The 24,728-nt window shown below is 63.2% G+C and carries 22 protein-coding genes; 12 read left to right on the top strand and 10 right to left on the bottom strand.

The window, feature by feature from the left end; all coding sequences use genetic code 11:
• Nucleotides 1–26: 26 nt before the first annotated feature.
• From KIT08_01925 to KIT08_01910, 4 genes are all read left to right on the top strand, one after another.
• A complete protein-coding gene (locus KIT08_01925) occupies nt 27–293 on the top strand; it encodes an EsaB/YukD family protein (protein ID UYN90007.1) in 267 nt (88 codons plus the stop codon).
• A gap of 66 nt (nt 294–359) precedes the next feature.
• Nucleotides 360–1,280 (top strand): Mov34/MPN/PAD-1 family protein, encoded by a 921-nt coding sequence (locus tag KIT08_01920; GenBank protein ID UYN90006.1) that lies wholly within the window; start codon nt 360–362, stop codon nt 1,278–1,280.
• Complete coding sequence (locus tag KIT08_01915) at nt 1,277–2,134, top strand: FHA domain-containing protein (GenBank protein UYN90005.1); 858 nt, start codon at nt 1,277–1,279, stop codon at nt 2,132–2,134. Before KIT08_01920 ends, KIT08_01915 begins: the two co-directional genes overlap by 4 nt.
• A gap of 2 nt (nt 2,135–2,136) precedes the next feature.
• Nucleotides 2,137–3,279 carry a VWA domain-containing protein gene (locus KIT08_01910; GenBank protein ID UYN90004.1) on the top strand — a complete coding sequence of 381 codons (1,143 nt, stop codon included), beginning with the start codon at nt 2,137–2,139 and terminating at the stop codon, nt 3,277–3,279.
• Nucleotides 3,280–3,302: 23 nt separating this feature from the next.
• On the opposite strand, the gene KIT08_01905 is transcribed toward KIT08_01910, so the two are convergent.
• Entirely contained in the window at nt 3,303–4,499 is a 1,197-nt protein-coding gene (locus KIT08_01905) for a hypothetical protein (GenBank protein ID UYN90003.1), read from the bottom strand.
• A 131-nt stretch (nt 4,500–4,630) separates the two neighbouring features.
• On the opposite strand from KIT08_01905, the gene tpx reads away from it, so the two are divergent.
• The 5 genes from tpx to KIT08_01880 all read left to right on the top strand — a co-directional run bounded on the left by tpx (nt 4,631) and on the right by KIT08_01880 (nt 10,554).
• Nucleotides 4,631–5,155 (top strand): thiol peroxidase, encoded by a 525-nt coding sequence (gene tpx / locus KIT08_01900; protein ID UYN90002.1) that lies wholly within the window; start codon nt 4,631–4,633, stop codon nt 5,153–5,155.
• A gap of 64 nt (nt 5,156–5,219) precedes the next feature.
• Entirely contained in the window at nt 5,220–5,636 is a 417-nt protein-coding gene (locus KIT08_01895; GenBank protein UYN90001.1) for an Hsp20/alpha crystallin family protein, read from the top strand.
• Between the two features lie 44 nt (nt 5,637–5,680).
• Complete coding sequence (lon, locus tag KIT08_01890; GenBank protein UYN90772.1) at nt 5,681–8,308, top strand: endopeptidase La; 2,628 nt, start codon at nt 5,681–5,683, stop codon at nt 8,306–8,308.
• Nucleotides 8,309–8,310: 2 nt separating this feature from the next.
• Nucleotides 8,311–8,670, top strand: a complete 360-nt coding sequence (locus KIT08_01885; protein ID UYN90000.1) for a response regulator — start codon at nt 8,311–8,313, stop codon at nt 8,668–8,670.
• 30 nt (nt 8,671–8,700) lie between these two features.
• Nucleotides 8,701–10,554 (top strand): putative DNA binding domain-containing protein, encoded by a 1,854-nt coding sequence (locus KIT08_01880; GenBank protein UYN89999.1) that lies wholly within the window; start codon nt 8,701–8,703, stop codon nt 10,552–10,554.
• Between the two features lie 6 nt (nt 10,555–10,560).
• Here the strand turns inward: KIT08_01880 and KIT08_01875 are convergent, their stop codons facing one another.
• The 5 genes from KIT08_01875 to KIT08_01855 all read right to left on the bottom strand — a co-directional run bounded on the left by KIT08_01875 (nt 10,561) and on the right by KIT08_01855 (nt 15,966).
• Nucleotides 10,561–12,117 carry a glycosyltransferase family 39 protein gene (locus KIT08_01875; GenBank protein ID UYN89998.1) on the bottom strand — a complete coding sequence of 519 codons (1,557 nt, stop codon included), beginning with the start codon at nt 12,115–12,117 and terminating at the stop codon, nt 10,561–10,563.
• Entirely contained in the window at nt 12,114–14,291 is a 2,178-nt protein-coding gene (locus tag KIT08_01870; protein UYN89997.1) for an ATP-dependent RecD-like DNA helicase, read from the bottom strand. Before KIT08_01870 ends, KIT08_01875 begins: the two co-directional genes overlap by 4 nt.
• A gap of 66 nt (nt 14,292–14,357) precedes the next feature.
• Nucleotides 14,358–15,002 carry a hypothetical protein gene (locus KIT08_01865; protein UYN89996.1) on the bottom strand — a complete coding sequence of 215 codons (645 nt, stop codon included), beginning with the start codon at nt 15,000–15,002 and terminating at the stop codon, nt 14,358–14,360.
• Nucleotides 14,999–15,607, bottom strand: a complete 609-nt coding sequence (locus KIT08_01860; protein UYN89995.1) for a sigma-70 family RNA polymerase sigma factor — start codon at nt 15,605–15,607, stop codon at nt 14,999–15,001. The genes KIT08_01865 and KIT08_01860 overlap by 4 nt, the downstream gene beginning before the upstream one ends.
• Nucleotides 15,604–15,966 carry a DUF3054 domain-containing protein gene (locus KIT08_01855; GenBank protein ID UYN89994.1) on the bottom strand — a complete coding sequence of 121 codons (363 nt, stop codon included), beginning with the start codon at nt 15,964–15,966 and terminating at the stop codon, nt 15,604–15,606. Before KIT08_01855 ends, KIT08_01860 begins: the two co-directional genes overlap by 4 nt.
• 56 nt (nt 15,967–16,022) lie before the next feature.
• Here KIT08_01855 and KIT08_01850 point away from each other — a divergent pair, with 56 nt between their 5' ends.
• Nucleotides 16,023–16,697: an HAD family hydrolase gene (locus tag KIT08_01850; GenBank protein ID UYN89993.1), complete on the top strand. Its 675-nt coding sequence runs from the start codon at nt 16,023–16,025 to the stop codon at nt 16,695–16,697.
• Between the two features lie 357 nt (nt 16,698–17,054).
• Here the strand turns inward: KIT08_01850 and KIT08_01845 are convergent, their stop codons facing one another.
• On the bottom strand, nt 17,055–19,382 hold the full coding sequence (locus KIT08_01845; protein UYN89992.1) for a tetratricopeptide repeat protein: 2,328 nt from the start codon (nt 19,380–19,382) through the stop codon (nt 17,055–17,057).
• A 171-nt stretch (nt 19,383–19,553) separates the two neighbouring features.
• Complete coding sequence (locus tag KIT08_01840; GenBank protein ID UYN89991.1) at nt 19,554–20,954, bottom strand: LCP family protein; 1,401 nt, start codon at nt 20,952–20,954, stop codon at nt 19,554–19,556.
• Between the two features lie 164 nt (nt 20,955–21,118).
• On the opposite strand from KIT08_01840, the gene KIT08_01835 reads away from it, so the two are divergent.
• Complete coding sequence (locus KIT08_01835) at nt 21,119–22,255, top strand: hypothetical protein (protein ID UYN89990.1); 1,137 nt, start codon at nt 21,119–21,121, stop codon at nt 22,253–22,255.
• An 8-nt stretch (nt 22,256–22,263) separates the two neighbouring features.
• Nucleotides 22,264–22,737, top strand: coding sequence for a GNAT family N-acetyltransferase (locus KIT08_01830; GenBank protein UYN89989.1), 474 nt, complete (start codon nt 22,264–22,266; stop codon nt 22,735–22,737).
• Nucleotides 22,738–22,775: 38 nt separating this feature from the next.
• On the opposite strand, the gene KIT08_01825 is transcribed toward KIT08_01830, so the two are convergent.
• Entirely contained in the window at nt 22,776–23,543 is a 768-nt protein-coding gene (locus KIT08_01825) for a HEAT repeat domain-containing protein (GenBank protein ID UYN89988.1), read from the bottom strand.
• Between the two features lie 90 nt (nt 23,544–23,633).
• Nucleotides 23,634–24,572, bottom strand: a complete 939-nt coding sequence (locus KIT08_01820) for a branched-chain amino acid transaminase (GenBank protein UYN89987.1) — start codon at nt 24,570–24,572, stop codon at nt 23,634–23,636.
• Nucleotides 24,573–24,728: the final 156 nt, after the last annotated feature.

The following is a 24,728-nucleotide window of genomic DNA, read 5'->3' as shown; positions in this document are numbered from 1 at the left end:
GCATATTTGCAAAAGGAGATTAAGACATGCCTGACATTCCTGTAACCGTAGTTCTGCCGTCTGGGGGCAGCCGCACCGCCGAGGTGCCCAATGATGTGGAAGTGAAGGAACTCATCCCGGAGCTGGCCACCACGTTGGAGCTGCCTACCACCGGCCCTGACGGCCGCCCGATGGGCTACCGCCTGGACAGCAAGGCCCTGGGCCGCGAGCTGAAAGAGGACGAGACCCTGGAAGCGGCTGGTGTGCCCGCCGACGACCGCCTAATGATCACGGCTGACGTCACCGCCGGGTAAATGCTGCTGTCGGGTGGTCATGTTGCATTCGCAACATGGCCACCCGGACAGCGCAAGGCCAACGCCATGAGCACATCCACCTCCACTCCCAATAAGCCCGGCGGACTCCAAAGCCCGCTAGGCGCCCCGCGCCGCGCCCGCCTGCCGTTAAGTCGCGCTCAGCGCTGGCTGGCGGCGGGCGAGGATGCGGCCCAGCCGGCGCTGCCGGTCTTCTTCACGCAGAGCGTGATCAAGACCATCGCGCTGCACGCCGCCAGCGATATGGACAACGAAGTGGGCGGCTGGCTGGCTGGGCGCTGGTGCCGGGATGGGCGCGCGGGCACCGAGTTCGTGGTGGTGGAGGCGCTGCTGCCGGCGCAGCAAGTGCGCTCGGGTAGCACCTTCCTCACCTTCACGCATGACAGCCAGGTGGCGATGCTTTCGGCCCTTGAGGAGCAATACGAGAACAAGTGCGTGGTGGGTTGGTATCACACCCACCCGCGTATGGGCATCTTTCTTTCAGGCTACGACACCTGGCTGCACGATCACTTTTTTCCGCAGGCGTGGCAGGTGGCCTTGGTAGTGGAGCCGCATACACGCCAGGCAGGTTTATTTGTACGCAAGGATGGCGAGCTTTCGCCGCGTCGTTACAGCGGCTTTTATGAGCTGCACTCCAGCAGCATGGAGAGCGTAGTGGACTGGACCAACTTGCGGGCCGTGCCGCGGCCAAAACCGGCTGCATCTGCAACGCAGCCGCCGGCCAGCCCTAAGGCTGAGCCCAGCCGCGCAGAGATCACGGATACGCGGCCGGTAGGAGTCAAGACGGTTAGCGCCAAAGCCAAGGTGACGAAGCCGCAAGCCGAGGCGAAGCCAGCAGCGGTGAAACCGCAAACTGACGCTCAGGCGAAGCCCGCGGTCAAACCGCAATCGGATATTCAGGCGAAGCCTGAACATCCAGCTCAGGCTCTGCCTGAGCAAGAGCCCCCAAAAACGGAGAATAAGCAATGAACCGGATGACACGCTTGTATTACTACACCCTGCTGGGGGCAATTGGCGGGTTGATCGGCTGGCAGGCCAGCAATGTGCTGGGCCTCTCGTTCACCCAGAATGTTTATCTCAGCGAAGTGGTGGTGGGCGGGCTGATCGGCTTTTGCATCGGCGCGCTGATCGGCATGAGCGAGGGCGCCGCCCTGCGCAGCCCTGGCTATGCCGTGCGCGCCGGCCTCACCAATGGCCTATTCGGCCTGGTGGGCGGTGCGATTGGCCTGCCGCTGGCCGAAGCCGCCTTCCAGGTATTGGGCGGCGAGAGCTGGACGCGGGCGCTGGGCTGGGCTGTGTTCGGCGGCTTCATTGGCGCCGGGCTGGGCTTCAGCAGCGGCGCTCAGATGTGGAAGCCCGCCTTGGGCGGGTTGCTAGGCGGCGCCATCGGCGGCGCCTTGCTGGAGCTGGCGCGTGAGCGCTTTGCCGATGCGCTCATCGGCAAAGCCATCGGCCTGGGCTTGCTGGGCGCGGCCATCGGCGCGCTGATTGCGCTGGTGGTGCTGCTGCTCTCGCGGGCCTGGCTGGAAGTGGTCAGCGGCAAGCTCAAAGGCACGGAATTCGTGCTAGATAAGTTCATCCATGCCAACGGGCCAACCGCCTATGTGGGCAGCAGCGCCCTCAAGGCAGACATCGTGCTGCCCGACCCGGACATTGACCCGCAGCACGCCATGCTGAGCGGCGGCGACACCCATATGAATATTCGTGACATGAGCCAGAAGGGCACTTTCATCAACGGGCGCAAGGTGGAGCAAGCCCGCCTGCTGGATGAACAGGCCATTCGGGTTGGCAATACTCAACTTGTCTATCACGAGAAGAGGTAAGCATGCAGACACTCACTCGTTTAACGCTTGGCATCATTCTGGCGCTCAACCTGCTGTCCGGCCTGGCCTTCGCGCCGCTGGCGCAGGAGGAGAGCGTGCAGGTGCGCATCACCCAGGTGGATACTTCGCAGTTCCCGCGGGTCACCTTCTTTGTCTCGGTGACGGATGCGGACGGCAACCCGTATCCGGTGGACCCGAGCCGCTTCGTCATTATGGAGAACGGCCAGCCCATCGCGCTGGACCAGATCGAGGGTTTTGGTGAAGTAGAAGCCCTGACCACTATGCTGGTGATGGATGTATCCGGCAGCATGAACCCTGACGGCAAGCTGGACTCGGCCAAGGCGGCCGCGCACCAGTTTGTGGAGCGCATGCGTCCGCAAGACCAGACCGGCTTGATCTCATTCAACACCCAGGTGCGCACCGTGCAGGGGCTGACCTCTGACCAGGCTGCGCTGCACAGCGCCATTGACAGCCTGCAGGGCGATGATGACACCGCCATGTTCAACGCCTTGATGACCGCGCTGGATGGACTGGAAGGCGTGCAGGGGCGCAAAGCCATCATTGTGTTGACCGACGGTCTGGATAACTCCAGCCAATGGAATGCACCGGATGTGGTGGCGCGGGTGCAGGATGAAGGCGCGTCCATCTCCACCGTGGGCCTGGGCACACCGGGCGGCGACCGCATGAGCGGCATTGACGAGCCCGGCCTGCAAGACCTGGCGGCGCAGTCTGGCGGGCAGTATGGTTATGCGGAGGATGAAGAAAGCCTGACGCGCTTGTACGCTGCATACTCGTACGCCCTGCAGAGTGAATACCAGCTCAGCTACATCTCGCCCGCTACGCTGCGTGACGGCGTCAACCGCTCGCTGAGCGTCAGCCTTGGAGCGGATGCCGTTGGCGCAGCCAACGGCGAATCGAGCGAAGCTCGATACAACCCCGGTGGTCTGGTGCCTGAGGTCGAACAGCCTGCTGCCTGGCCGCTGTTTGCGGCCATTGTGGGCGGCCTGGCGCTGCTGGTAGCGTTGCCGCTGATCGTGGGCGGCATGCGACAAGGCGCCAGTGCGAGTAACCCGAAGGCGGGCGGCCGGGCGCAACCGCGCCGCAAGCCGTTTGGCAAGCGGCCGCGCATCAAGCTGAAAGACTAGTGGCTATATAAAAAGCCGCCGCATTAGCGGCGGCTTTTTTGTCCGGCAGGTTTGCCGGGCATGACAAAGGCGGCAATGGCAAACAAGAACGCGCCGATCATCTCCAACGTTTCCTCGGTCCAGCCCGCCCAATGCTGAATACGATAGTTGGGCGTATAGAGCATATCGTCCAGCGGCAAATAATTCTGGTCGATCAATTGGGCGACAAAGATCACCAGCAGGGCGGCTGCCACATAAATGAACGTGGGGTGCTGGCCGAAGGCTTGCAGCACATCTCGCAGCATGATGATGGCAGGCGTGCGCAGGCGGCCGCTCCAGATCTGCACGGCCAGCCACAGCCAAGCTGCTTGCGCCATGGCCCATATCACCACGGGCATCACGCGCTCCAGGCGCACCAGATCGTCTGGCAGGAACGTGAAGCTGGCGTTGAGCTGATACCAAAGCGCGGCCAGCGCCACGGCCGCCAGCAGCAGGCTGGCGGCCACCCGCAGGGCGCGGCGGCCTAACCAGGCGTTGATGCGCGCCTGCAGGGCCGGCCAACGCTGCGGCAGCCGCAGCAGCCAAGCGGGCAGGGCCGCTGCGGCGGTCAAGCCCGCCACCATAGCCAGACGGGTGGGTGAGAGGCCGAGCACGAGCGCGTTCTTGGGGTCTCCGGGCAGCCAGAGCATGAAGCTTAGGGTGGCCAGGCTGGTCAGCAGGCTGGCCCACAGGGTGAGGCGCAGAATGCGCGCCTGCCAGGCAGGCTCGCCGGCCGCCTGTAGCCTGTGGCGGGCCAGCGCCCACATGGCCAGCAGGCCAAGGGCCACAACACCGCTGATGCGCATCAGCGTGGCGAACAGGGCCGGGTTCCAGCCGGCATCGGGCAGCCATTCGTCCAGCACGCCGCGGAGGAAGCCGATGGAGCTGTGCAGATCGCGTATATAGAAGTTGTAGCGTTCAATGTAAATGGGCTGGAAGTCCAGCAGTTCAACGCCGTAGGCGATCTCGTCCAGAAAGATGAGAAGGCACATTGCGACGATAAGCCAATAGACCCAGCGCAGGGGGTGGCGGCCCATGCGCACGGCTCCAGCCAGCAGCAGGACAGCGGCTACGAAGAATACCTGGGGGCTGAACGCTTCAGGGTCGGGCAGGCTGAACTGGTAGACCGTGAAGATGGCAAAAAGCGCTGGCGTAAGGAGCGCCGCCAAAAGGGCATGTTGCCACCAGCGTAATGTACGCATAACGGATCAATTCTACACTCCAGCCCTGGTGGTTGCGCCGGCAGGGAACGCGGCCTTTGAAGGGTAAAATATGGGCACAGGTCGTCGTCTATATTGCATATTGAGAAGACCTGATCTATTTAGATAGGAGAATGATGGAACGCAACGGTTTATTGCAACTGGCAGGGCAGGATGTCACCATTGTAGGCCCCGATATTGAAGTGGGCCAGCAGGCGCCTGAATTCACTCTGCGCGCCAAGGATTGGACAGTGGTGGATGTACTGAAAGCCACCGAAGGCAAAGTGCGTGTTATTGCTGCCGTACCCTCGCTGAACACCAGCGTGTGTGATGCGGAAGCCAAGCGCTTTAATGAAGAAGCCGCCTCGCTGAACCCTGATATTGCAATTGTTACCGTTAGCACGGACCTGCCGTATACACTCAGCAACTGGTGCGCCGCCAGCGGTGTGGAACGCGTGACAACGTATTCTGACGCGTACGACACCAATTTTGGCCAGTCTTACGGTGCCTTGATCAAGGACCGCCGTATCCTGCGCCGCGCCGTGTTTGTTGTTGACCGCAAAGGCAAAGTGACCTACGCTGATTACATGAAGGCCCTGGGTGACCAACCGGACTATGCTGCCGTGCTGGAAGCCGCCAAGGCCGCCCTGGCTTCTTAGTTACAGGCGGCCAGGCCGCAGCGTGCGGTGCCGTTCCCCTAGGGAACGCGTCCCATCGCAATACATGCACGAAACCGAAATAGACAAGTTAACCGCTCGCTCCGCCTGGGGTAATCCCCAGGAGGTGCGATTCCGGCTGACGGCGATCTCACGCCAGTGGGCGGCCCGGCCGCACCTGTGGCGGCCGCCCACGGACCTGCTCGAGACCGAGCAGGCCTACCTGGTGCGCGTGGAGGTGGCCGGCATGCAGGAAGCCGAGCTCAACATTGCCATTGAGGGGCGCGAGATGGCGGTGTACGGCCTGCGCCAGCAGCCGGTGGAACCGCTCAACGAGCAGGCGGCCTATTATCAAATGGAAGTGCGCTTTGGCGAATTCCTCAGCGGGCTGCAGCTGCCCGGTGAAGTCAACACCGACGGCATTCAGGCTGTATATCAAGATGGATTTTTAACTGTGACGTTACCGAAAGTGAGAGCATCCTAATGGCTCGCTCCTGGTTTGATGAACTTTCTGATATGTGGGATTGGATGGAGGCCGAGGACAGCCATGCATTGCATGAGCTGATCTTCAAGCCCACTATCACCAAGATCGCGCGCGGCAAACGCGCTAAGAGTGCGCGCCCGGATGCCGACGGTGATGAAGGCCTACCCGAGATACCGGGCGAGCTGCCCATCCTGCCGCTGCGCGGCCTGGTGGTGTACCCGCAAACCGGCGTGCCGCTCACCATCGGCCAGCCGCGCTCCATCCGCCTGGTGGATGACTCCGTTTCCGGCAGCCGCCTGGTTGGCCTGGTGGCCTCCAAGGACCCGGATAAAGAGAACCCCGGCCCGGAGGATCTGTACTCGGTGGGCACGGTGGCCTCGGTGCACCGTTTGTTCCGCGCCCCGGATGGCACGATTCGCCTGCTGGTGCAGGGCCTGGCGCGCTTCCGCCTGGGCGAGTTCACCGCCACCGAACCGTACCTTAAAGCCAAGATCGAGCTGGCGCCCGAGTTTGAGGAAGAGGGCCTGGAGGTGGAGGCCTTGGCGCGCAGCGCCCGCAACCAGTTCCAGCGCATCGCCGAACTGCTCGGCACCATCCCGCAGGAATTGGTCTCCAGCATTATGGACCTTGAGAACCCGCTGCAGACCACGTACCTGGTGGCTAACTTCCAGCGAATGGAATTGGCCCAATCGCAAGACCTGCTGGAGCTCGACTCTCTGCGCGATAAGCTGCACAAGCTGGTTGAGTTCCTGACCCATGAGATCGAAGTGCTGGAAGTGGGGCAGCGCATTCAAAACGAAGCGCGCTCTGAGATCGAGGGCATGCAGCGTGATTACTTCCTGCGCGAGCAGCTCAAGGCCATCCAGCGTGAGCTGGGCGAGACCGACGAAGTGGCCGCCGAAGTGGAAGAGCTGCGCAAGAAGATTGACGAAGCCAAGATGCCTGACGAGGCCGATAAACAGGCCCGCCGTGAGCTGGACCGCTTGTCCAAGCTCAACACCGCCTCGGCGGAGTATGGCGTCATTCGCAGTTACCTGGATTGGTTGATCGCCATCCCGTGGGCCAAGACCACGGTGGACAATCTGGATATCAAGCACGCCCGCAAGGTGCTTGACCAGGACCACTATGGCCTCAAGGATGTCAAAGACCGCATTCTGGAATTTTTGGCGGTGCGCAAGCTGCGCTCAGAGCGCAGCGCCGAGTTCAGCAAGCGAGCCAAGGACGATTACCAGATCCGCCGGGAGCGCGAAGGCGTGATCCTGTGCTTTGTCGGCCCCCCGGGCGTGGGCAAGACCTCGCTGGGGCGCTCGATCGCCCGCGCCTTGCAGCGCGAGTTCGTGCGCATCTCGCTGGGCGGCGTGCGCGACGAGGCTGAGATCCGCGGCCACCGCCGCACCTACATCGGCGCGCTGCCCGGCCGCATCGTGCAGGGCCTGCGCCGCAGCGGCACGCGCAACCCCATCTTCATGCTTGACGAGGTGGACAAGCTGGGCAACGACTTCCGCGGCGATCCGGCTTCGGCCCTGCTGGAAGTGCTGGACCCCGAGCAGAACAGCGAGTTCCGCGATCACTATATTGAAGTGGCGCTGGACCTTTCGCAGGTGATGTTCATCACCACCGCCAACTCGCTAGACACGATCCCCGGCCCGCTGCGTGACCGCATGGAGATCATTCGCCTGAGCAGCTACACCGAGGGCGACAAGCTGGAGATCGCCAAGGATTATTTGATCCCGCGCCAGCTGCGTGAGAACGGACTGCGCAAGAACGAGGTCAAGTTCAGCAACGATGCCATTCGCCAGATCATCCGCGCCTACACGCGCGAATCCGGCGTGCGCAACCTGGAGCGCCAGATCGGCGCGGTGTGCCGCAAGCTGGTCACCCGCATCGCAGAAGGCACCAGCAAAACGCCGATCCAGGTGACGACCGAGCTGGTGCGCGAGCACCTCGGCCCGCAGCGCTTCTACCGTATGGAGGAGATCGCCAGCCGCACCTCGCTGCCCGGCGTGGTGACCGGCCTGTCGTGGACGCCGACCGGCGGCGATGTGCTGTTCATCGAGGCCACGCGCATGCCCGGCGGCAAAGGCTTCCAGCTCTCCGGCCAGTTGGGCGACGTGATGCAAGAGTCGGCCCGCGCTGCGCTCTCGTATGTGCGCTCACGCGCCAAGCACCTGGGCATCGAGCCGGACTTCTTCCAGAGCACCGACCTGCATCTGCACGTGCCCGCCGGCGCCCAGCCCAAGGACGGTCCTTCGGCCGGCGTCACCATGGTGACCGCGCTGGTCTCGCTGCTCACCGGGCGGCCGATCAAGGCCCATGTGGGCATGACCGGCGAGATCACCCTGCGCGGCCAGGTGATGCCCGTGGGCGGCATCAAGGAGAAGGTGCTGGCCGCCCACCGTGCCGGACTCAAAACCATCATCCTGCCCGCCCGCAATGAGGTGGACCTCGACGAGTTGCCCAAGGAGGTGCGCACCAGGCTTGACTTCAAGTTCGTCAAGACGATGGACGAAGTGCTGGAGTATGCCCTGGTCGCCAAGAAGGCCGCCAAGCCTGCGGCCAAGGCAACAGCCAGCAAACCAGCCAAAAAGGCAGCCCGCAAGACGGCCAAGCCCGTCGCGGCTTCCAAGAACGGGCACAAACCCAAGGCGCGCAGCAAGCGCGCGGTGCGATAGCCATGGCCAAGACCATCCTGGTGCTGGAAGACGAAGAGATCTTGTACCAACTGGTGCACGATCTATTAAGCATTGAAGGCTACAAGGTCAATCGCCTGACCGATTTTGGGCGGCTGGCCGAGGAGCTGCGCACCAACCCGGCTGACGCCATCGTGGCGGATGTGAATCTGCGCGGCGCCAACGGCATCGAGCTGGTGGAAGCGTTGCGCGCCCAGCCGGGCTTTGAGGATGTTTACGTGCTGCTGACCTCCGGCATTGACTACCGCCAGGAGGCGCTGCAGCGGGGCGCGCACGACTTTTTGCAAAAACCCTATATGCCAGATGAACTGGTGAATTTATTGGCGCGCCGCCTGCAAGCATAGCGGCGCTGCCACATTTATTACGGAGACACAGTGAGACAGAATAAGAACCGCACAGGTGGCAAGAAGTGGTACGCAATGGACCTGCATCTGCATACCCCCTCCTCCAGCGACTATCAGGAACCCAGCGTCAGCTATTTGGATATTCTGCGCAAGGCAGAGCAGCGCGGGCTGGACATCATCGGCTTTGCCGACCACAACACTGCTAGCGGCTACCGCCGCATGGAAGAAGAGATCGAGCAGTTGCGCATGCTGCGCAACCTCAAGCGCATTCTGCCTGAGGAAGAGGAGCGCTTGAAGGAATACGAACGCCTGCGCGCCAAGATCCTCGTGCTGCCAGGCTTCGAATTCACCGCCACCTTTGGCTTTCATGTGCTGGCGCTGTTCGACCCCAAGAAGCCGCTGCGCGAGATCGAGCACATCCTGCTCGACTTGAACGTTCCCTCGAACCAGCTGGAGGCCGGATCGGTTACGGTGGGCGCCTCGGCAGATGTGCTAACCGCCTACCAAGCCATCCACGAGGGGGGCGGCATCGTCATCGCCGCGCACGCCAACTCTACCAACGGCGTGGCCATGCGCGGCTTCAATTTTGGCGGGCAGACCAAGATCGCCTATACGCAGGACCCGCATCTGCATGCTCTTGAAGTGACAGACCTGGACAAGCGCGGCCGCCATTCCACTGCGGCCTTTTTCAGCGGCATCAAGCCGGAGTATCCGCGCCGCATGCACACCATTCAAGGCTCAGATGCTCACCGCATGGACAATGACCCCAAGCGTCACAACAACCTGGGCATCGGCGGCCGCATCACGGAAGTGCTGCTGCCTGCGCCCACCTTTGAAGCGTTGAAGGCGCTGTTCGAAAGCAACGACTTTGCCCGCACCCGACCGGCCCAGAGCAAAAAGCAGGCCGAGGGCGCCCACTTCGACTTTGTGCGCTCGGCCCGCGAGCAGGGCAGCAACATCGTGCAGGAATTCCATGAGAGCATGAGCGGGCGCAACAATCTCAACAGCATCATTGCAGATGTGTGCGCCTTCGCCAACACCAACGGCGGCACGCTTTTCGTAGGCCTGAGTGCCGAAGCCAAGCCGGTGGTCGGCGTGCGCAACGCCAGCCAGGCCATCCGCCAGCTGGAGCAGGAGATCGCAAAGCGCATCAGCCCACCGCTGGCCTGCGCGGTGGACAGTCTGCAGAGCGAAGGTAAGAGCGTGCTGCGCGCCATTGTGCCGCGCGGCGATGACCCGCCCTATGCGGTGGACGACAACCAGATCTACCTGCGCGCCGAGGCCGAGACCGGCCTGGCGGTGCGTGACGAGATCGTGCGCCTGGTGGCCGGCATCGCCCCGCGCGTGGAGGAGCCGGCCGCCAAGCCCGGCAAGGAAGGCCGCCGGGGGAGAGGTAGGGGCGGCCAGGCGGCTGGTAGCCAGAACGGCCGCGGCAGCAAACCGCAAGCGGCCGCAGACGCCCAGGCCGCCGCCGAGGCGCCCAAGGCCGAGCTGCCCGCCCGCGCTGAGCATGCCCCGCGCACCGGCGTGGAAGTGGTGAGCGAAGAGCAGCGCAATGGCGTGGCCTATTACATTGTGCGCGATCTGCGCAATAACATGGTGGTCAACAACGTCACCCAGAAATCAGCCCGCAAGCTGTGGCACTATGCCATCACGGAATATGCCGGCCTCTCCAAGACCGAAGCCGATCTGAAAGTGGAGTGGCGCGGCGATTTTGGGCTGCTGAAGCATTATGTGCAGCGCCAGCAGGATCGCTATGACTTTGTGCAACGGGTGGATGGCGGCTTGCGCTTCTACTTCGGCGTCACCGAAGAAGGCGTACACGGCGACTGGCGCCAGTTTGTGGCTGAGGAACCGCAGGAGAATGAAGACCTGGCCGCGTAGCGCCGGCTATTCCACATCCAAAACGTAGATCTCGCCGTACCCACTACCGTAGTTGCTCAGCACGCGCATCGTGCTGGCGGGAATATGCTCCCGCATCTGCTGCGGAGTGGGTACGTCTCGTTTGTAATCCAAGGCATCGCTGAACCACACCAGCCAGGCCGTGTCATCCGGCGCGGGCCAGCCCTCAAAATCGGCCAGGGCAGCTTGTAGGCTGGCCTGGGTCTCGCCGTCGTAGCGCGGCAGGCGGTAAATGCGGCGGCGCAGCAAGAACCATGCCGCCCCCTCGTTGTTGCTGTAGACCTTATCCTCCGGTTGGAAGGGGAACTGGCTGAGATGGGCGGCGAAGTCGGACTGGCGCAGGGCGCGTGTGTTGTACAGGTTGTAGTAGCTCACATCGCCCTCGGCGTGGGAGCTGCGCACATACTCCACTGTGCGATAGAGCGGGAAGATCAGCCCCAGCGCCGCGGCCGCCAGCGCCAGGCCGCGCCAGGCGCGTTGCAGCCGAACGCCAAACTCTTGGTATAGCGTATAGCCCAACACCAGCAGACAGGGCAGCAGCACGGCGTGCAGGCGCTGGCTGCCGTGGACGCGGTGCTCCGAGTAGCTGATCGTGAAGACCAGCATGGCGCCGTACACAAGCGTGAACGCAATAGCGGGCAGCAGGGGGGCAGCCAGGCTGCGTTGCAGCCAGGCAGCCCAGCGCCGGCGCGTGCTGCGCAGCGCCAGCGCAAGCAGCAACACGCCCAGCAGCGCCAGCGGCGGCACGCTGAGCAGAATGCGCTCGGGCACGAACCAGCTGGCTACCTTCTCAACCGCGGCAACGAACAGGCCGGGCGGATACGAGGGCTGGTGGGTGCCGAGCAGGATGCCGGTCAGGCGATAGTTGTGGAACACGGCCCACAGCCCGATCGGCCCGGCGGACAGCGCTCCGTAGGCGGCGGCACGCAGCACTGCCTGGCGCCATTCGTCGCGCCAGACCCACAGCACCATTAGCCCGCCGGCGATGACCAGTGAGGAGCCGGCGTAGCGCAGGAAACAAGCTGCCGCGGCCAACAACGCCATGTGCCAGAAGCTGCGCGGGCTGCGTGTCGCTGCATAGCGCTGGGCCGCCAGTAGCCACAGCAGCACGCACAGCATGAACAGCGGGTCTGAGGCAACATTGGCCGAGACTTCTATGAGAGCGCGGCTGCTGGCGACGACCAGGGTGGCGAACAGCGCAAAAATGTAGCGTCCGGGCAGAGCGCGGGTAAAGAACACGCCGCTGATGGCAATGATGGCCGGGAAGGTGAGGATGTTGATGAGTTGGGCGATCCCCATCACGTCTGCGCCGGTCAGCCGGTGCAGCACGGCGATGATGGCGGGGTAGAGCGGCGGCCAGTTGACCAGCGGCTCGCCCAGATAGTCCAATGTGCCGCGGCCCGCCGCCAGGCTTTCGGCGGTGGAGAGATAGCGAGCGCCATCTGTGGAGAGGCCGGGGCCGAACTGGCTGGTTGCAAAGTACACCGCCAGCCCACCCAGCACGGCGATAAGGGCAAGCAAGTGATAGAAGGTGCGCGGCTTCATTGCGGGGATGATTGTAGCCCAGCGCCTGTTAAGCGCCGCGCCAGCCCTGTCCAGCGTTGGGCGACCTTGTTGTTGTTGACCGCCATGCCGATCGCTTTGCGGCTGCCCACCAGCACACATAGCGATTGGGCACGCGTGACCCCGGTATACAGGAGATTGCGCTGCAGCATGATGTAGTGCTGGCTGAGCACGGGCATCACCACGCAATGAAACTCGGAACCTTGGGCTTTGTGGACGGTGATGGCATAGGCCAGGGTCAGCTCGTCGGCCTCGCTCCACTCATAGCTTACGCGGCGGCCCTCAAAGTCCACGGTCAGGGTTTGCTCTTCGTTGGCAATCTCCACCAACCGTCCAATGTCACCGTTGAAGACGGTCTTGTCGTAATTGTTGCGGATCTGCATCAGGCGGTCGCCCACACGCAGCAGTTGGCCGTGCAGCCTGCGCTCCGGCTTGAGCGCGCTGGGCGGGTTGAGCGCCTTTTGCAGCGCCTCGTTGAGCGCCGCCACACCCGCCTCACCGCGGTACATCGGCGAAAGCACCTGGATGTGCTGCGGGTCGAGCTTGAAGCGGCTCGGAATGCGCTGGCTCACCAGCGCTACGATCTTCTCGTTGGCTTCCTTGGCATTGTCGGTGGCGTCAATGAAAAAGTCACCCTCCGCATCCTTGCTGGTCTGCGGCAGCTCGCCGCGGTTCATGGCATGGGCGTTGCTGACAATGTTGGAGTTCTCGCCCTGGCGGTAGATCGTCTGCAAGCGGGTGACCGGGTACTGGGCGCTGGCGATCAGGTCACGCAGAACATCGCCGGCGCCCACCGAGGGCAGCTGGTCCACATCGCCCACCAGCAGCAGGTGCGTGCCGGGCTTGATCGCCTTGAGCAGCGTATAGGTGAGCTGCAGATCCAGCATCGAGGCTTCGTCGATCACGATCAGGTCAATAGCGAGCGGCTCGTCTTCGTTGTACTTGGGGCCTTCGCCCGGCGTATAGCCGATCAGGCGGTGGATGGTGCTGGCGGGCTGGCTGCTGGTTTGCGAAAGCCGCTTGGCGGCGCGCCCAGTGGGGGCGGCCAGCGCGTAGCGCTTGCCGGCCAGCTCCAGCGCCCCGATGAGCGTCTTCATCGTGGTGGTCTTGCCGGTGCCTGGGCCACCGGTCAGGATGCTGACCGGCTGGCGCAGGGCGGTCAGCACCGCCTCGCGCTGCAGCGCATCTAGTTGGGTCAGGTCGCTCAGCGCTTGCGGGTCCCGCGCCAGCGGCATATCCGCGGTGGCACTATTGGGTGCGTTGGCCAACGCCTGCAGCAGCTCGGCCAGACCCACTTCGGCGGTGTGCATTTCCGGCGGGTAGACGGCTTCGCCTTCCAGCACCACGTCCTGGCGGACGGCCAGGCGGTCTATGGCTTCGCTGACGGGACGCGGGGCAGTGCCCAGCAGCTCCGTGGCGCGCGCCTGCAGTTGCGGGCGCGGCGCGTAGACGTGGCCCTCGCCGGTGAACTCCGCCAGGGTGTAGAGCAAGCCAGCTTCCATGCGGGCGGGGTGGTCGGCGGGCAGTCCGAACGACTTGGCGATGCGGTCTGCGGTGAGGAAACCGACGCCCTGCAGATCACGCGCCAGGCGGTAGGGATCTTTCTTGACCACCTCCATCGCGCGGTTGCCGTACTCTTTGTGGATCTTGGTGGCCAGGTTGGCGCTGACGCCATGGCTGCTCAGGAACACCATCACATCCCGCACCTGGCGCTGCGCATCCCAGGCGGAGAGGATCTGCTTCTGGCGTTTGGGGCCGATGTCGGCCACCTCGCGCAGGCGCTCCGGCTGCTTGTCGATGATCTCGATGGTCTGCGCGCCGAAATGGTCCACAATGCGCCCGGCGATGGTGGGGCCAACGCCTTTGAGCAGCCCGGAGCTCAGATAGCGTCGGATGCCCTCCACCGTGGTGGGCAGGGTTTGCTGCAGCTTCTGCGCCTGGAACTGGATGCCGTGGCGCGGGTGCTTGACCCACTCGCCTTCCATCTCCAGATGCTCGCCGATCGCCAGCTCGGGCAGATAGCCGATGACGGTGACCGTGCCATCGCTATCCTGGCTGAGCGCGTTTTCATCCGGCTTGATGCGCAAGACGCTGTAGCCGTTCTCGTCGTTGTAGTAGGTGATGTATTCAACAGAGCCACTGAGTGCGTCAGGCATGTGGAGATTATAGTGGGGCGCTCAGCAGGAATCAAAAAGACGGGCCATTGGCCCGTCTTTTTTGTATTAGCGGCGGCGGTGATGCCAGGCCAGCAGGCCGGCGATCACAGCCAGTGAGGCTAGCAGCGCCTCCAACACCGGCGCGTTGTAGGCAACCCAACCCGTCAGCGTGGCAGGCGCTTCTTCTTTCATGCTGGGCGGCTGGTCGGCCAGGCCGCCTTCATCGGCAGGCATGCTCTCCAGCATCAGCGTTTCGGCGCTGTCGGCGGCTTCGTTGGCCGGGCCGTTGCCAGCCTCGCCGCCAGCCGCGTAGCTCTCGGCTTGCGGCGCCTCGGCCATCATCAGCACCGGCTCGGCGCTGCGCGCTGCGAGCGGGGTGGGCAGACCGTTGACCGAGAAGTCGGTCACCAGCACGAAGATGAGCGTCAGCGCGGCGACGGCACTGGCGAAGTTGAAACCAGACCATGCTCCCAGTATGCCGCGCTGGGTTTGCCCGGCCATTTGCGGGGTGAGCATGAAGCTGCGCGGCACGCGGCGCTGCGGCGCACGGCGCAGCAGCGTGCGTAGGTTCGTCAGGCTTGCCAGAGCCGCAGCCAGCTGCGGCTCTGCACCCAGGCGCGCCAAGAGCGCCTGTGCTTGCGCAGGCGCTAGCTGGCCGTCCAGGTGGGCAGACAGCTTCTCAAAGTCTTGAGGGGAAATGGCGGCTTTCATGGCGTGCCTTTGCCTGTAAGACGAAATTTATCGGGCAATAGTTCCGCAAAGCCTTGCAGGCATTCCTGCATGCGCATGCGGGCACGCGCCAAGCGGCTCTTCACTGTGCCGAGCGGCCGCTTGACGATCTCAGCCACTTCGGCGTAGTCCATACCCTGCACATCCACCAGCACCACAGCGGTACGGAATTCTTCATCGAGTTGGTTCAGGCAACGCTGGATGGCGGCGTTGAGTTCCACGCGCTCAGCCAGCTCGGCTGGGCTTTCGCCGGGGTCGGCCAGCCAGGCCGGGTCGGGCGCGTCTTCGCCGTCCTGCGGATCCGGTTCCAGGGGCAGCTGTGGGCGGCGTTTTTGGCGGCGCAGCTCATCGTAGCTGCCGTTGGTGACGATGCGCAGCAGCCAGGCTTTGAACGAGCCACCCTTGTAGCTGTGCAGATTGCGATAGGCGGAAATGAACGCGTCTTGCGTGGCGTCCTGCGCGCCGGCGTCATCTCCCAGCAGGCGATAGGCCACGTTGTAGGCCAGGCCCTGGTAACTGATCACCAGGCGGTTGAACGCGTCAAGGTCGCCGGCTTGGGCGTCCCTTATCCATTGCTCTTCGTTCAAGATTTCCTTTTGGCAAAGACCAGCAGGTAGACCGCTCGCCAAGCCATCAGCACCGCGGCTAGGCCGGCGGCGGTGATGGCGGTGAACAGCGGCAGGGCTACCCCGCCCAGCCAGGCGGCCCGCAGCACCGCGCCGAGCGGCGCGGCCAGCAACATGGCCGGCAGCACGGTGAGGATGCTGCGCCAGGTGGGCAGGGCCCACTGGTTGAGGTAGTAGCCAGCCAGCGCCCAGGCCAGACCGAACGGGATCAGATTGGGCAGTAGGCGGGTCGAATCACTTTCGTGAAAGCGCAGGCCCACCAGCATGAAAGCCAGAATCAGCACGGCATCGCCGAGGATTAGAATGTGTTTTGATGTCATGCGCCAAGTTTAATGCATTCATGCAAGGCGCGTTTTGAAATCAGAACAGAGGAAGATTGACGAACGAAACCTTTAATTCCGCCACGGTCAAAGCCATCTTTTTGGATGTGGATGGCACCCTGCGCGATACGGATGACCACTATGCCAGCCTGTTTGCGCGCGGCCTGCGACCGCTGGGCAGCGAGCGGGCGAACCGGCTGGCGCGCAGGATGGTGATGCGGCTGGAGAAGCCCGGCAACGATGCGCTAGGCCTGCTGGATGCGCTGGGCCTGGATGGGCCGATCGGCCGTCTGATGGAAGCGGCGGCCGCCCGCCGCCCACCGCGTTTGCTGGACCCGCATCTGATCGCAGGCATCCCCGCCGCAGTGGAGGCGTTGGCGGCCCGTTACCCGCTGGCGGTCATCACTGTGCGCGGCGCCAGCGCCACGCACGCTTTCCTGCAGGCCAGCGGGCTCGCAGCGCACATCCCGCTGGTGGTGCACGGGCTCAGCACGCGGCGCACCAAGCCCGCCGCCGAGCCGGTGTTGCACGCTTGCACGCATTACGGCGTGCAGGCGGCCGAGTGCGTGATGGTGGGCGATACGACAGTGGACGTGCTCGCCGCCAAGCGGGCCGGGGCGCAGGCCATCGGCGTGCTGTCAGGTTTCGGCGAGGAGGACGAGCTGCGCCTGGCCGGCGCGGATCTGATCCTGCCGTCCGTGGCGGAGCTGCCGGCGGTGTTTGGGCTATAGATACCGAGACTGCTGATTGTGCATCCCGAGCGTAGCGAGGGATCCTCATTGCGCGAATGGATAACTCAACCTAGTACAGAAGACTTGCCAGCAAGGATTCTTCCCTGGCCTGGGTTCGGCGATCTGGTGTAGATGTGTAAAACCCGGTCAGAATGACACGGTGTGGTTGGATGCACACGGAGGCATGCTGCGCCCTACGAAGGTCGAGCGAATGCTAGCCATGTTGTCATTCCGAACCCGAGCGTAGCGAGTGGTGAGGAATCCTTTAGGGCATCAATAAGCCGATTTGCTTGGCCTAAAGGATTCCTCCTCGGCCTTCGGCCTCGTTCGGAATGACAAAAAAGGCGGATGGGGTGATTACTTGCTCAGCCGCTGCAGGAACTGTTGATAACGCTCAGGGTTGGGCGGGTTGAGCGCCAGGATGGCGCGCACGGCAACCTTGGCTCCCTCACGGTCGCCGGCTTCAACTAACAGCTGGCCCACCGTGTTCCAGGCCTTGATCGCATCGCCGCGCTTGCCCATCTGCTGGTAATGCTCCGCAAGACGGCGATGGCCAAGGATGAAGCGCGGATTATCGTCCACCAGCGTAGCCAAAAAGGTACCAGCCTCTTCATCACGGCCGCGGCTGTTGAGATACGAGAGGTAGTTCTCCAGTTCGCCGTTGGCTTTGCCTTCCTGGCCCAGGCGCAAGTTGAGCTGCACCAGGTTCAGGCGGGCGGTCTCGTCATCCGGCGCCAGGCTGCGGATCTGCTCATAGACCAGCAAGCCCTTACGCCAGTCGAGGCGTTGCAAGTCAATATCGGCCATCTGGTGCAGCACCTGCACGTTCCAGGCCGCGTCCACCTCGGCGCCCTGCGCCAGGCGCAGGGCTTTCTCGTAGGTGTCGCGCGCTTTGTCCAGCTGGGCCAGGCGGTAATACACATCCGCCAGCTCCAGGTTCTGGCTGGCGGCCTGCTGCAGCTGGCCGTTGGCGGCCAGCTGCTCGATCAGGCGCAGGCGCGCATCCACATCCAGCGGGGAGACTGAGACAATCCGCTGGTAGGTCTGCGTAGCACGCTCTTTGTCGCCGCGTGAGGAATACACCCGCGCCACAATGGCCAGCTTTTCGGTGGCCTGCTGCGGCCGGTCACTGAGCAGCAGCAACTCGGCCATGTGCACATGCAGGGGCAGGTAGCTGGGCGAGAACTCCAGCGCGCCATACGCCTCTTCCATGGCGGCGCGCGAATGGCCCTGGCGCGAGATCTGGTTGATGCGCCCCAGTGCATCCACCAGGCGGGCGCTGTTGGCATGCGTCAGGATCTCGGCCACCGGCACGGGCGTGGAATTGCCCGGGCGGATGGGCAGCTGGCCGCGCGCCTCGTTGACGCCAATGCGCCAGTTGGGGCGCATCAATAAATAGCGAATGTTCTCCGCCAGCAGTTGGGTGGCCTTGGCATCGTCGCTGGCGGCGGTTCTTTGCAGCAAGGCCTGATAGGCGGCCTGCAGCGCGGGGGCCTTGTCTTCGCCCACCACGGCGCTGTCAGCCAGCGCCAGCGCCTGCAAGTATTCCAACACTGCGTCGTGGGTCTTGCCTTGCTCGCGCAGATAGTCTGCGATCAGCAGGCGGCTGGCCAGCGTATAGTCCGCGTGCTCTACGGCGCGCTGGAAGCTGCGCTGGGCGCTCTCGGAGCGGCCCAGCTTCTCGAGCAGCATGCCCAGGTTGAAATGGGCGGCTGCATGGTCAAGCCCCGCGTCGATCGCCTGCTTCAGTTCATCGGCGGTTTCCTTGTCGTGCTTGCGGGTTTCGTGCTCGATGGCTTTGGAAAGATGGCGCACGATGGCGCGCTCATCAAAGCCGCGTGCCAGCGAACGGGCCAGATTTTGCAGACCGCCGCCGCCCTTGCGCTTGTCGGTGTCCTGCGGGGTCAGGTCAAACAACATGGCAGCCAGCGCTTGCAATGAACGCTGGCTCGCCTCTTCGATCGGGTCGGGGCCTTCTTCAAAGGCGTGCAAGGCAGACTGGAAGGCGGCCGGCCGCGCCCCGGGGCCGGCGGGCAGCCGCAGCGGGCCGGTGGCGGCGCCCATGCGCAGCGGCTTGGGCAGCGTCTTGAACGCCTTGAGCATGGCCACCGCTTCCTGTGCGTCCTTGCTCTTGGGGTTCAGGCGCAGGGCGTGCTCGCCGGAGGCGCGGGCGTCTTCGATCTGGCCGGCGTGCTGTTGCAAGGCGGCCATGGCGATGTATTCGGTGATGGCTTGCGGCGTGCGCCCCAGACGCTCGTACACCAGCGCCAGGCGGCTATGGGCGTCGATGTTCTCAGGCTCCAAGCGCACGACGCGGGTCCAGTTGTTGATGGCCTTGTCGGCATCGCGCAGGCTCAGATACAACTCGGCGGCGCGCATGGAGAACTGGATGGCTTCATCCTTGCGGCCGGTGGTCTTGAAGATGTCGGCCATCTTTTCGATGGGCAGTGGGTCCTCGGGCGCCAGGCGTGAGGCTCGGCGATAGTACTCCAGCGCTTGCTCCAGGTTGCCCAGCTCGTAATGCGCCAGCGCCAGGCTGTTGAGGCAGGGCGGGTTGTCGGGGAATTCCTGCAGGGCGCGGGCATAGTGCTCCACGGCCTCCTGCCAGCGGCCTTCCCAGGCAGCCGAGTGGCCCTGGTTCATGGAACGGCGAAAGATATCTTCGTTACCGAGTGGGGTAAGCATAGGTTGAGAAAAAGTCTAGCACACTCTATGCCAAGCGGGATGGTGCGCGGTTGCGTGTGCAAAAAAGGCGGCGCATAGCGCTCCAGACAGCAGGAACTTGCCGTGAGTATTCACAAGCCGGGAACAGATACTGGTGGCTTATTACCGATTGGTGCGCACGCCGCCTTTTGGCTATTGCGTTGGGGGCGTCCAGTCCGGGCCTACGATGACTTCAACATCCACCTGGCTGTTGGGATCATAGCGGCTGAAGATGTGGCTGGGGTTCACGCCCATCAGTTCCACAAGGAACTGCAGGGTGTACGGGTTGCCCGTATAGTCGATCAGGGTGGTGGCACCCACCTGGTTGGCGTTTCCGGTGCTGACGATGTTGAAACCCTGCGCCTGCAGATAAGCGCGGGTGGTGTCAGCCAGGCCGCTTTGGCCGGAGCCGTTGTTGATCACCACCGCGGCAGCCTCAGCCTGCATATTGGCCTGCGAGCTGCTGTTGATGGCGACCACGCTGCGAACGGTGGAGGTGTTGAACAGATTGTCGCGCAGCGTGCGGATGTTCTCGGTGATCGGTTTGAGGATCGATAAGCCGTCTGGCGAGGTGCCGAGGGTCACATAGTCCGGCGGGGAGATGACGGCTTGTTTGATGTTGCTGGGGTCAACGTTGCGCAGGGTCCAGCCCAGGGCGAACATTTCATCAATGGTCATGTTGGTGTTCACGCCGCTGGAGAGGTCCTGATAGATCTGGAAGCCGCGGGTGATCAGCAGGTTGCGCACTTCTTCGCGCATCAACTGCGTGCGGATCGCCAGAATGATCTCCTGCTGGCGGCGGGCGCGGTCAAAGTCGCCATCTTCGCTGTGGCGGGCACGCGCATAGGCCAATGCATACGCTCCGTTGAGCACCTGGCGGCCTTCTTCAATATGGCGTGGCAGTTCTTCGCCGATCAGTTGCACGTCCAGGCTGTCCTGAACGTCAACCTTGACGCCGCCGATCAGATCCACAAAGCGTTCAAAGGCGCTGAAGTCGATCTGGCCATAGTAGTTGATCTTGATGCCCAGAAATTGCTCGACGGTCTTGATCGCCAGGCCAGGGCCGCCGCCAGGCAGGCGCGAACCTTCGCCCAGCTGGTAAGCTGCGTTGATCTTCTGGTGACCAAAGCCAGGCACGTCCACCCACATGTCACGCGGGATCGAGAGCATGCCCGCCGTGCCGGATACAGGGTCGTATGTGAACAGGATCATGGAGTCCGTGCGGGGCGGGCCGTCACCCGAAGCCCAGTCACGCGCATCCAGACCCATCAGCAGGATATTGACCCGCGACGTGCCGTCCCATTCTTCCAACGAGGGGCCGAGGTTCTGGGCCACGGCGGGAGGGCCGGCCTCCGCCTCACCCGAATCGTTTTGCAGTAAGGCCAGGCCGGGCAGACTGAAAGAGGTAGTACTGACGATGAACTGGCGCACCAGGTTGAAGGCGGCGCTCGCCGTAACCAGCGTGGCGAGGATGAAAGCTACCGCCAGGCCCTTTTGCAGGCCGCTTAATGAGCCGAAGCTCTCAGCAAGTCGTTTAAAGAGTGGTTTTTTCATAGTTTTTCACAACAAGTGCCGATTATAGCATTTGGGCTTTTAAGCCGCATGAAAGCTTGGTGAGCCGCCTTTTGCCGTGGTTTTGAGATGCAACTATGGTGCCATACGCGGGGCTTCGCCGCCGCAAGCATCTTATATGCGGCAGGACTATAATGTGGCCCAAAATGGCTTCCCCTTCAGAAAAAGCAATTGAGACATTGTTCGCCAGCGGCGGCCAGGCCGCCCTGGCGGTTACCGGGGCCGGCTCGCTGGCCGTGCAGTGGCTGCTGGGCGTAGGCGGTGCCTCTGCCTATGTGCTTGAAGCAGTGGTGCCTTATGCCTCCAAATCATTGCAAGACTATATAGGCTTTTGGCCGCAGAAGTTTGTGAGCCCCAACACGGCCCGGGCCCTGGCGGCCACCGCCTACACCCGGGCGCTGGCCGCCCAGCCGCAGCCTGCGCCCGCCGTGGGCCTGGGCTGCACTGCATCCATCGCCACCAACTACGCCAAGCGCGGCGAGCACAGCGCCGTGGTGGCCACTCACACCGCCCAGTATGTGCGCACCTATCACCTCAGTATTCAAAAGGGGCTGCGCCAACGCGAAGGCGAAGAGCAGCTGGTGAGCACGCTGATCCTGAATGCCTTGCTGGATGCCGCTGGGCAGCCGCGGCTGCCGCTACCGCTGGCCGACGGCGAAGCGCTGCATGAAGAGCAGCAGCCCGCCAGCCAGGCGCTGGACGCCCTGGTGGCCGGCGAGGCGGGCAATGTGCTGGTCTACCCGCCGGCCGCCTATGTGCAAGACGTGTCGTTCAGTGGGGCGATCCTTTCCGGCTCATTCAACCCCATCCACGAGGGGCACTTGCTGCTGGCGCAGACCGCCCAGCGCAAGCTCAGCCGCCAGTTCGCCTTCGAGCTCTCGCTGGACAATGTCGAGAAGCCCAGCCTGCGTATGGAAGAAATGCAAGCGCGGCTGGAACAGCCGCGCTTGCAGGGGCAGCGCCTCTTGCTCAGCCGTGCTCCGCTGTTCCGGGATAAGGCCGCGCTGTATCCCAACAGCGTGTTCGTTGTCGGCTATGACACCGCTCGCCGTCTGATCGACCCCAAGTACACCAACGGCGAGGCGGCCATGCTGGAGGCCTTCGACTTCATCCGCGCCCAGGGCTGCAGCTTCCTGGTGGCCGGGCGCAAAGTGGATGGTCGCTACTCCACTATGACCGATCTGGCCATGCCGGCCGGCATTCAAGACCTGTTCATTGCCCTGACCGAAGATGAATTCCGGCTTGACCTGTCCTCCACCGAAATTCGCAACCAGAAGAAATAGGCGTCGCCATGCCAAGCACCTTGCCCCGCGCCTCTTTTCGCCTGCTGCCTGCCGGGCTGCGCGACATCAGCGCCATACGTGATCTGGAGCAGCTCAGCTTCCCGCTGGATGCCTGGCCGCTGATCGAGATGATCGGCGTGCTCAGCCTGCCCAACATGCTGCGCTGGAAAGCGGTGGATGGTGAACGCGAAGAGCTGGTGGGTTTCATCGCCGTGGATGTGCGCCGACGCCAGAACGTTGCCTGGATCGCCACGGTGGCGGTGCACCCTGAGCGGCGCGGCCAGGGCATCGGCGCTGCCCTGATGGCCGAGGCCGAGGCCGGCGTGGATGTGCCGCGCATGCGCCTCTCCACCCGCATGAGCAACGAAGCCGCCATCTCGCTGTACGAGAAGCGCGGCTACCACCGCGTGGATGTATGGCCCAAGTACTATGCCGGCGGCGAAGATGCCCTTGTAATGGAAAAGTGGCTGTTTCACGAATAAAAAAAGAACTCCTTAAGGAGTTCTTTTTAGATTTTTTGCTAGCGCCGTTTGGCTTTCGCTTTGGCCTTTGTCTTTGCCTTCGCTTTGGCCTTCGGTTTCGCTTTGGCTGCCGCCTTCCTGGCGGGCTTTGCCTTTGCCTTGGCTTTGGCCGGCGCCCTCTTGGCGGCTGGTTTGCCGCCGCCGGCTGGCGCCTTGCTCACCAGCAGCTTGGTCTGCTGGATCTTCTTGTCTGACAAGTCCCAGGTCTTGACCTCACGGTTCACCAGGGTCTTGTGCTTCTTGGCAATGTCGCGCAGCGCTGCGCCCACTGAGCGGCGCACGTATTCGCTCTCGTCGGCGCGCAGGCCGCGCAGCAGGTTGATCGCCGCTTCCGGGTTGGTCTTGAAATAGGGGCGGGCGGTCCACACTCGCAGGCCTTCGGTGACGGCGCGGCGCACGCTGGGGTTGTCGTCGCCCAGCCAGTCTTTGATCAGCGCCAGGCTTTCCTGGTAACCAGCCTTCTCGCAGATCAGGTCAAAGGTCTGGGCCAGCGCTTCCTGCACGCGGTAATCCGGGTCACGGCTGACGCGCTGGCGCAGCAGCTTGAGCGTCTCGGGCATCTCGCCCGCCAGGTGGCCCAGCAGGTAAGTGGCCAGGATGCGCGCCTGGTACACGTGCGATTCAAGCAGGTCCTTGGCCAGGTCCAGGTTCTTGAGCGACGTCTCCTTCTTAATGGACTGTTCGGCCATGCGCTGCAGCTGTGGGAAGCCCACACTAGCCTTCGAGATCTTCAGGATCAGAGCGTCTAGTTTTGTTTTGGCAACCATAAGGTTCTCTCTTCTTTATACAAGTGGCGCAGCCTAAGGCTGCGCCACTTCGCGTACACATATACTCTACCGTTCAGCGCACCGCGCCGCTCACGATTTCACCACCAGCTTTTCATATACAGGGTAGTTCCAGTGGCGGAATTCTGGCAGACGCCCGCGTACCGCGTCGTCGTACAGCTGGCGCAGGCGGGCGGCCACCGGGCCCATCACGCCGTCGCCGATCACGCGGTGGTCCACCTTGGTGATGGCGGTCACCTGGGCGGCCGTGCCGGTCATGAACATTTCGTCCGCCAGGAACACTTCCGTGCGGTCGATCGAGCGCTCGATGACGGTGTAACCCTCGCTGCGGGCCAGCTCAATGATCGAGCGGCGCGTGATGCCTTCCAGAATGTTGTCGGTGATCGGCGGGGTGTAGACCACGCCGTCACGCACCATAAACAGGTTCTCGGCGCTGCCCTCGGAGATGTGCCCGTCAGCCGTCAGCACGATCGCCTCGTCGAAGCCCGCCCGCACCGCATCGGTCTTGATGAAAGCGGTGTTGACGTAGGCGCCGGCGATCTTGCCGCGGGCGGGGATCATGTTGTCGTCCAGGCGGCGCCAGGAGGAGAAGGTGACGTGGGCGCCGGTGTCGTTGGCTACGTACTTGCTGAACGGCACCGAGAACAGAGTCACTTCGGTTTGCAGGTCGTGCAGTTTTACGCCAATGATCTCGTCGGCAAAATAGGCCATGGGGCGCAGGTACACATCCTGGCGGTGGCCTTCCATCTGCAGCAGCTCCACCATGCGCTCCATCAGCTCGTCCGGGCCGACGGGGATGTCCATCACCATCAGTTTGGCTGAGTTGTACAGGCGCTTCAGATGGTCCTGCGGGCGGAAGATGAACAGCTCTTCCTCTGCATCATTCCAATAGCCGCGCACCCCGCCGAAAATGGCTGTGCCATAGTTCAGCGCGTGGGTCATGACACCGATCTTGGCCTCGGAATAGGGAACGATCTTGCCTTGAAAATATGCGTAATTGGGAACTGCCACAAACACCTCCAGCTGGTTTCAGACCCTCAGGCCTGGCGGTTTAGGCCCCCACAACCGGCATTATACCGCAAAGGCGTCTGGCGCCCTACTGCCTGGCATTTGGCCGTTTCCCACCCCGCCTGGGAGTGTTATAGCCGCTGCAGCCAAAAAAGCCGG

It is taken from the genome of Anaerolineales bacterium, assembly GCA_025808555.1.
In the GTDB taxonomy this organism is placed as follows: Bacteria; Chloroflexota; Anaerolineae; order Anaerolineales; family UBA11579; genus JAMCZK01.
The sequence above is the reverse complement of the archived record's forward strand: the minus strand, read 5'-3'. Positions and strand labels throughout refer to the sequence as shown.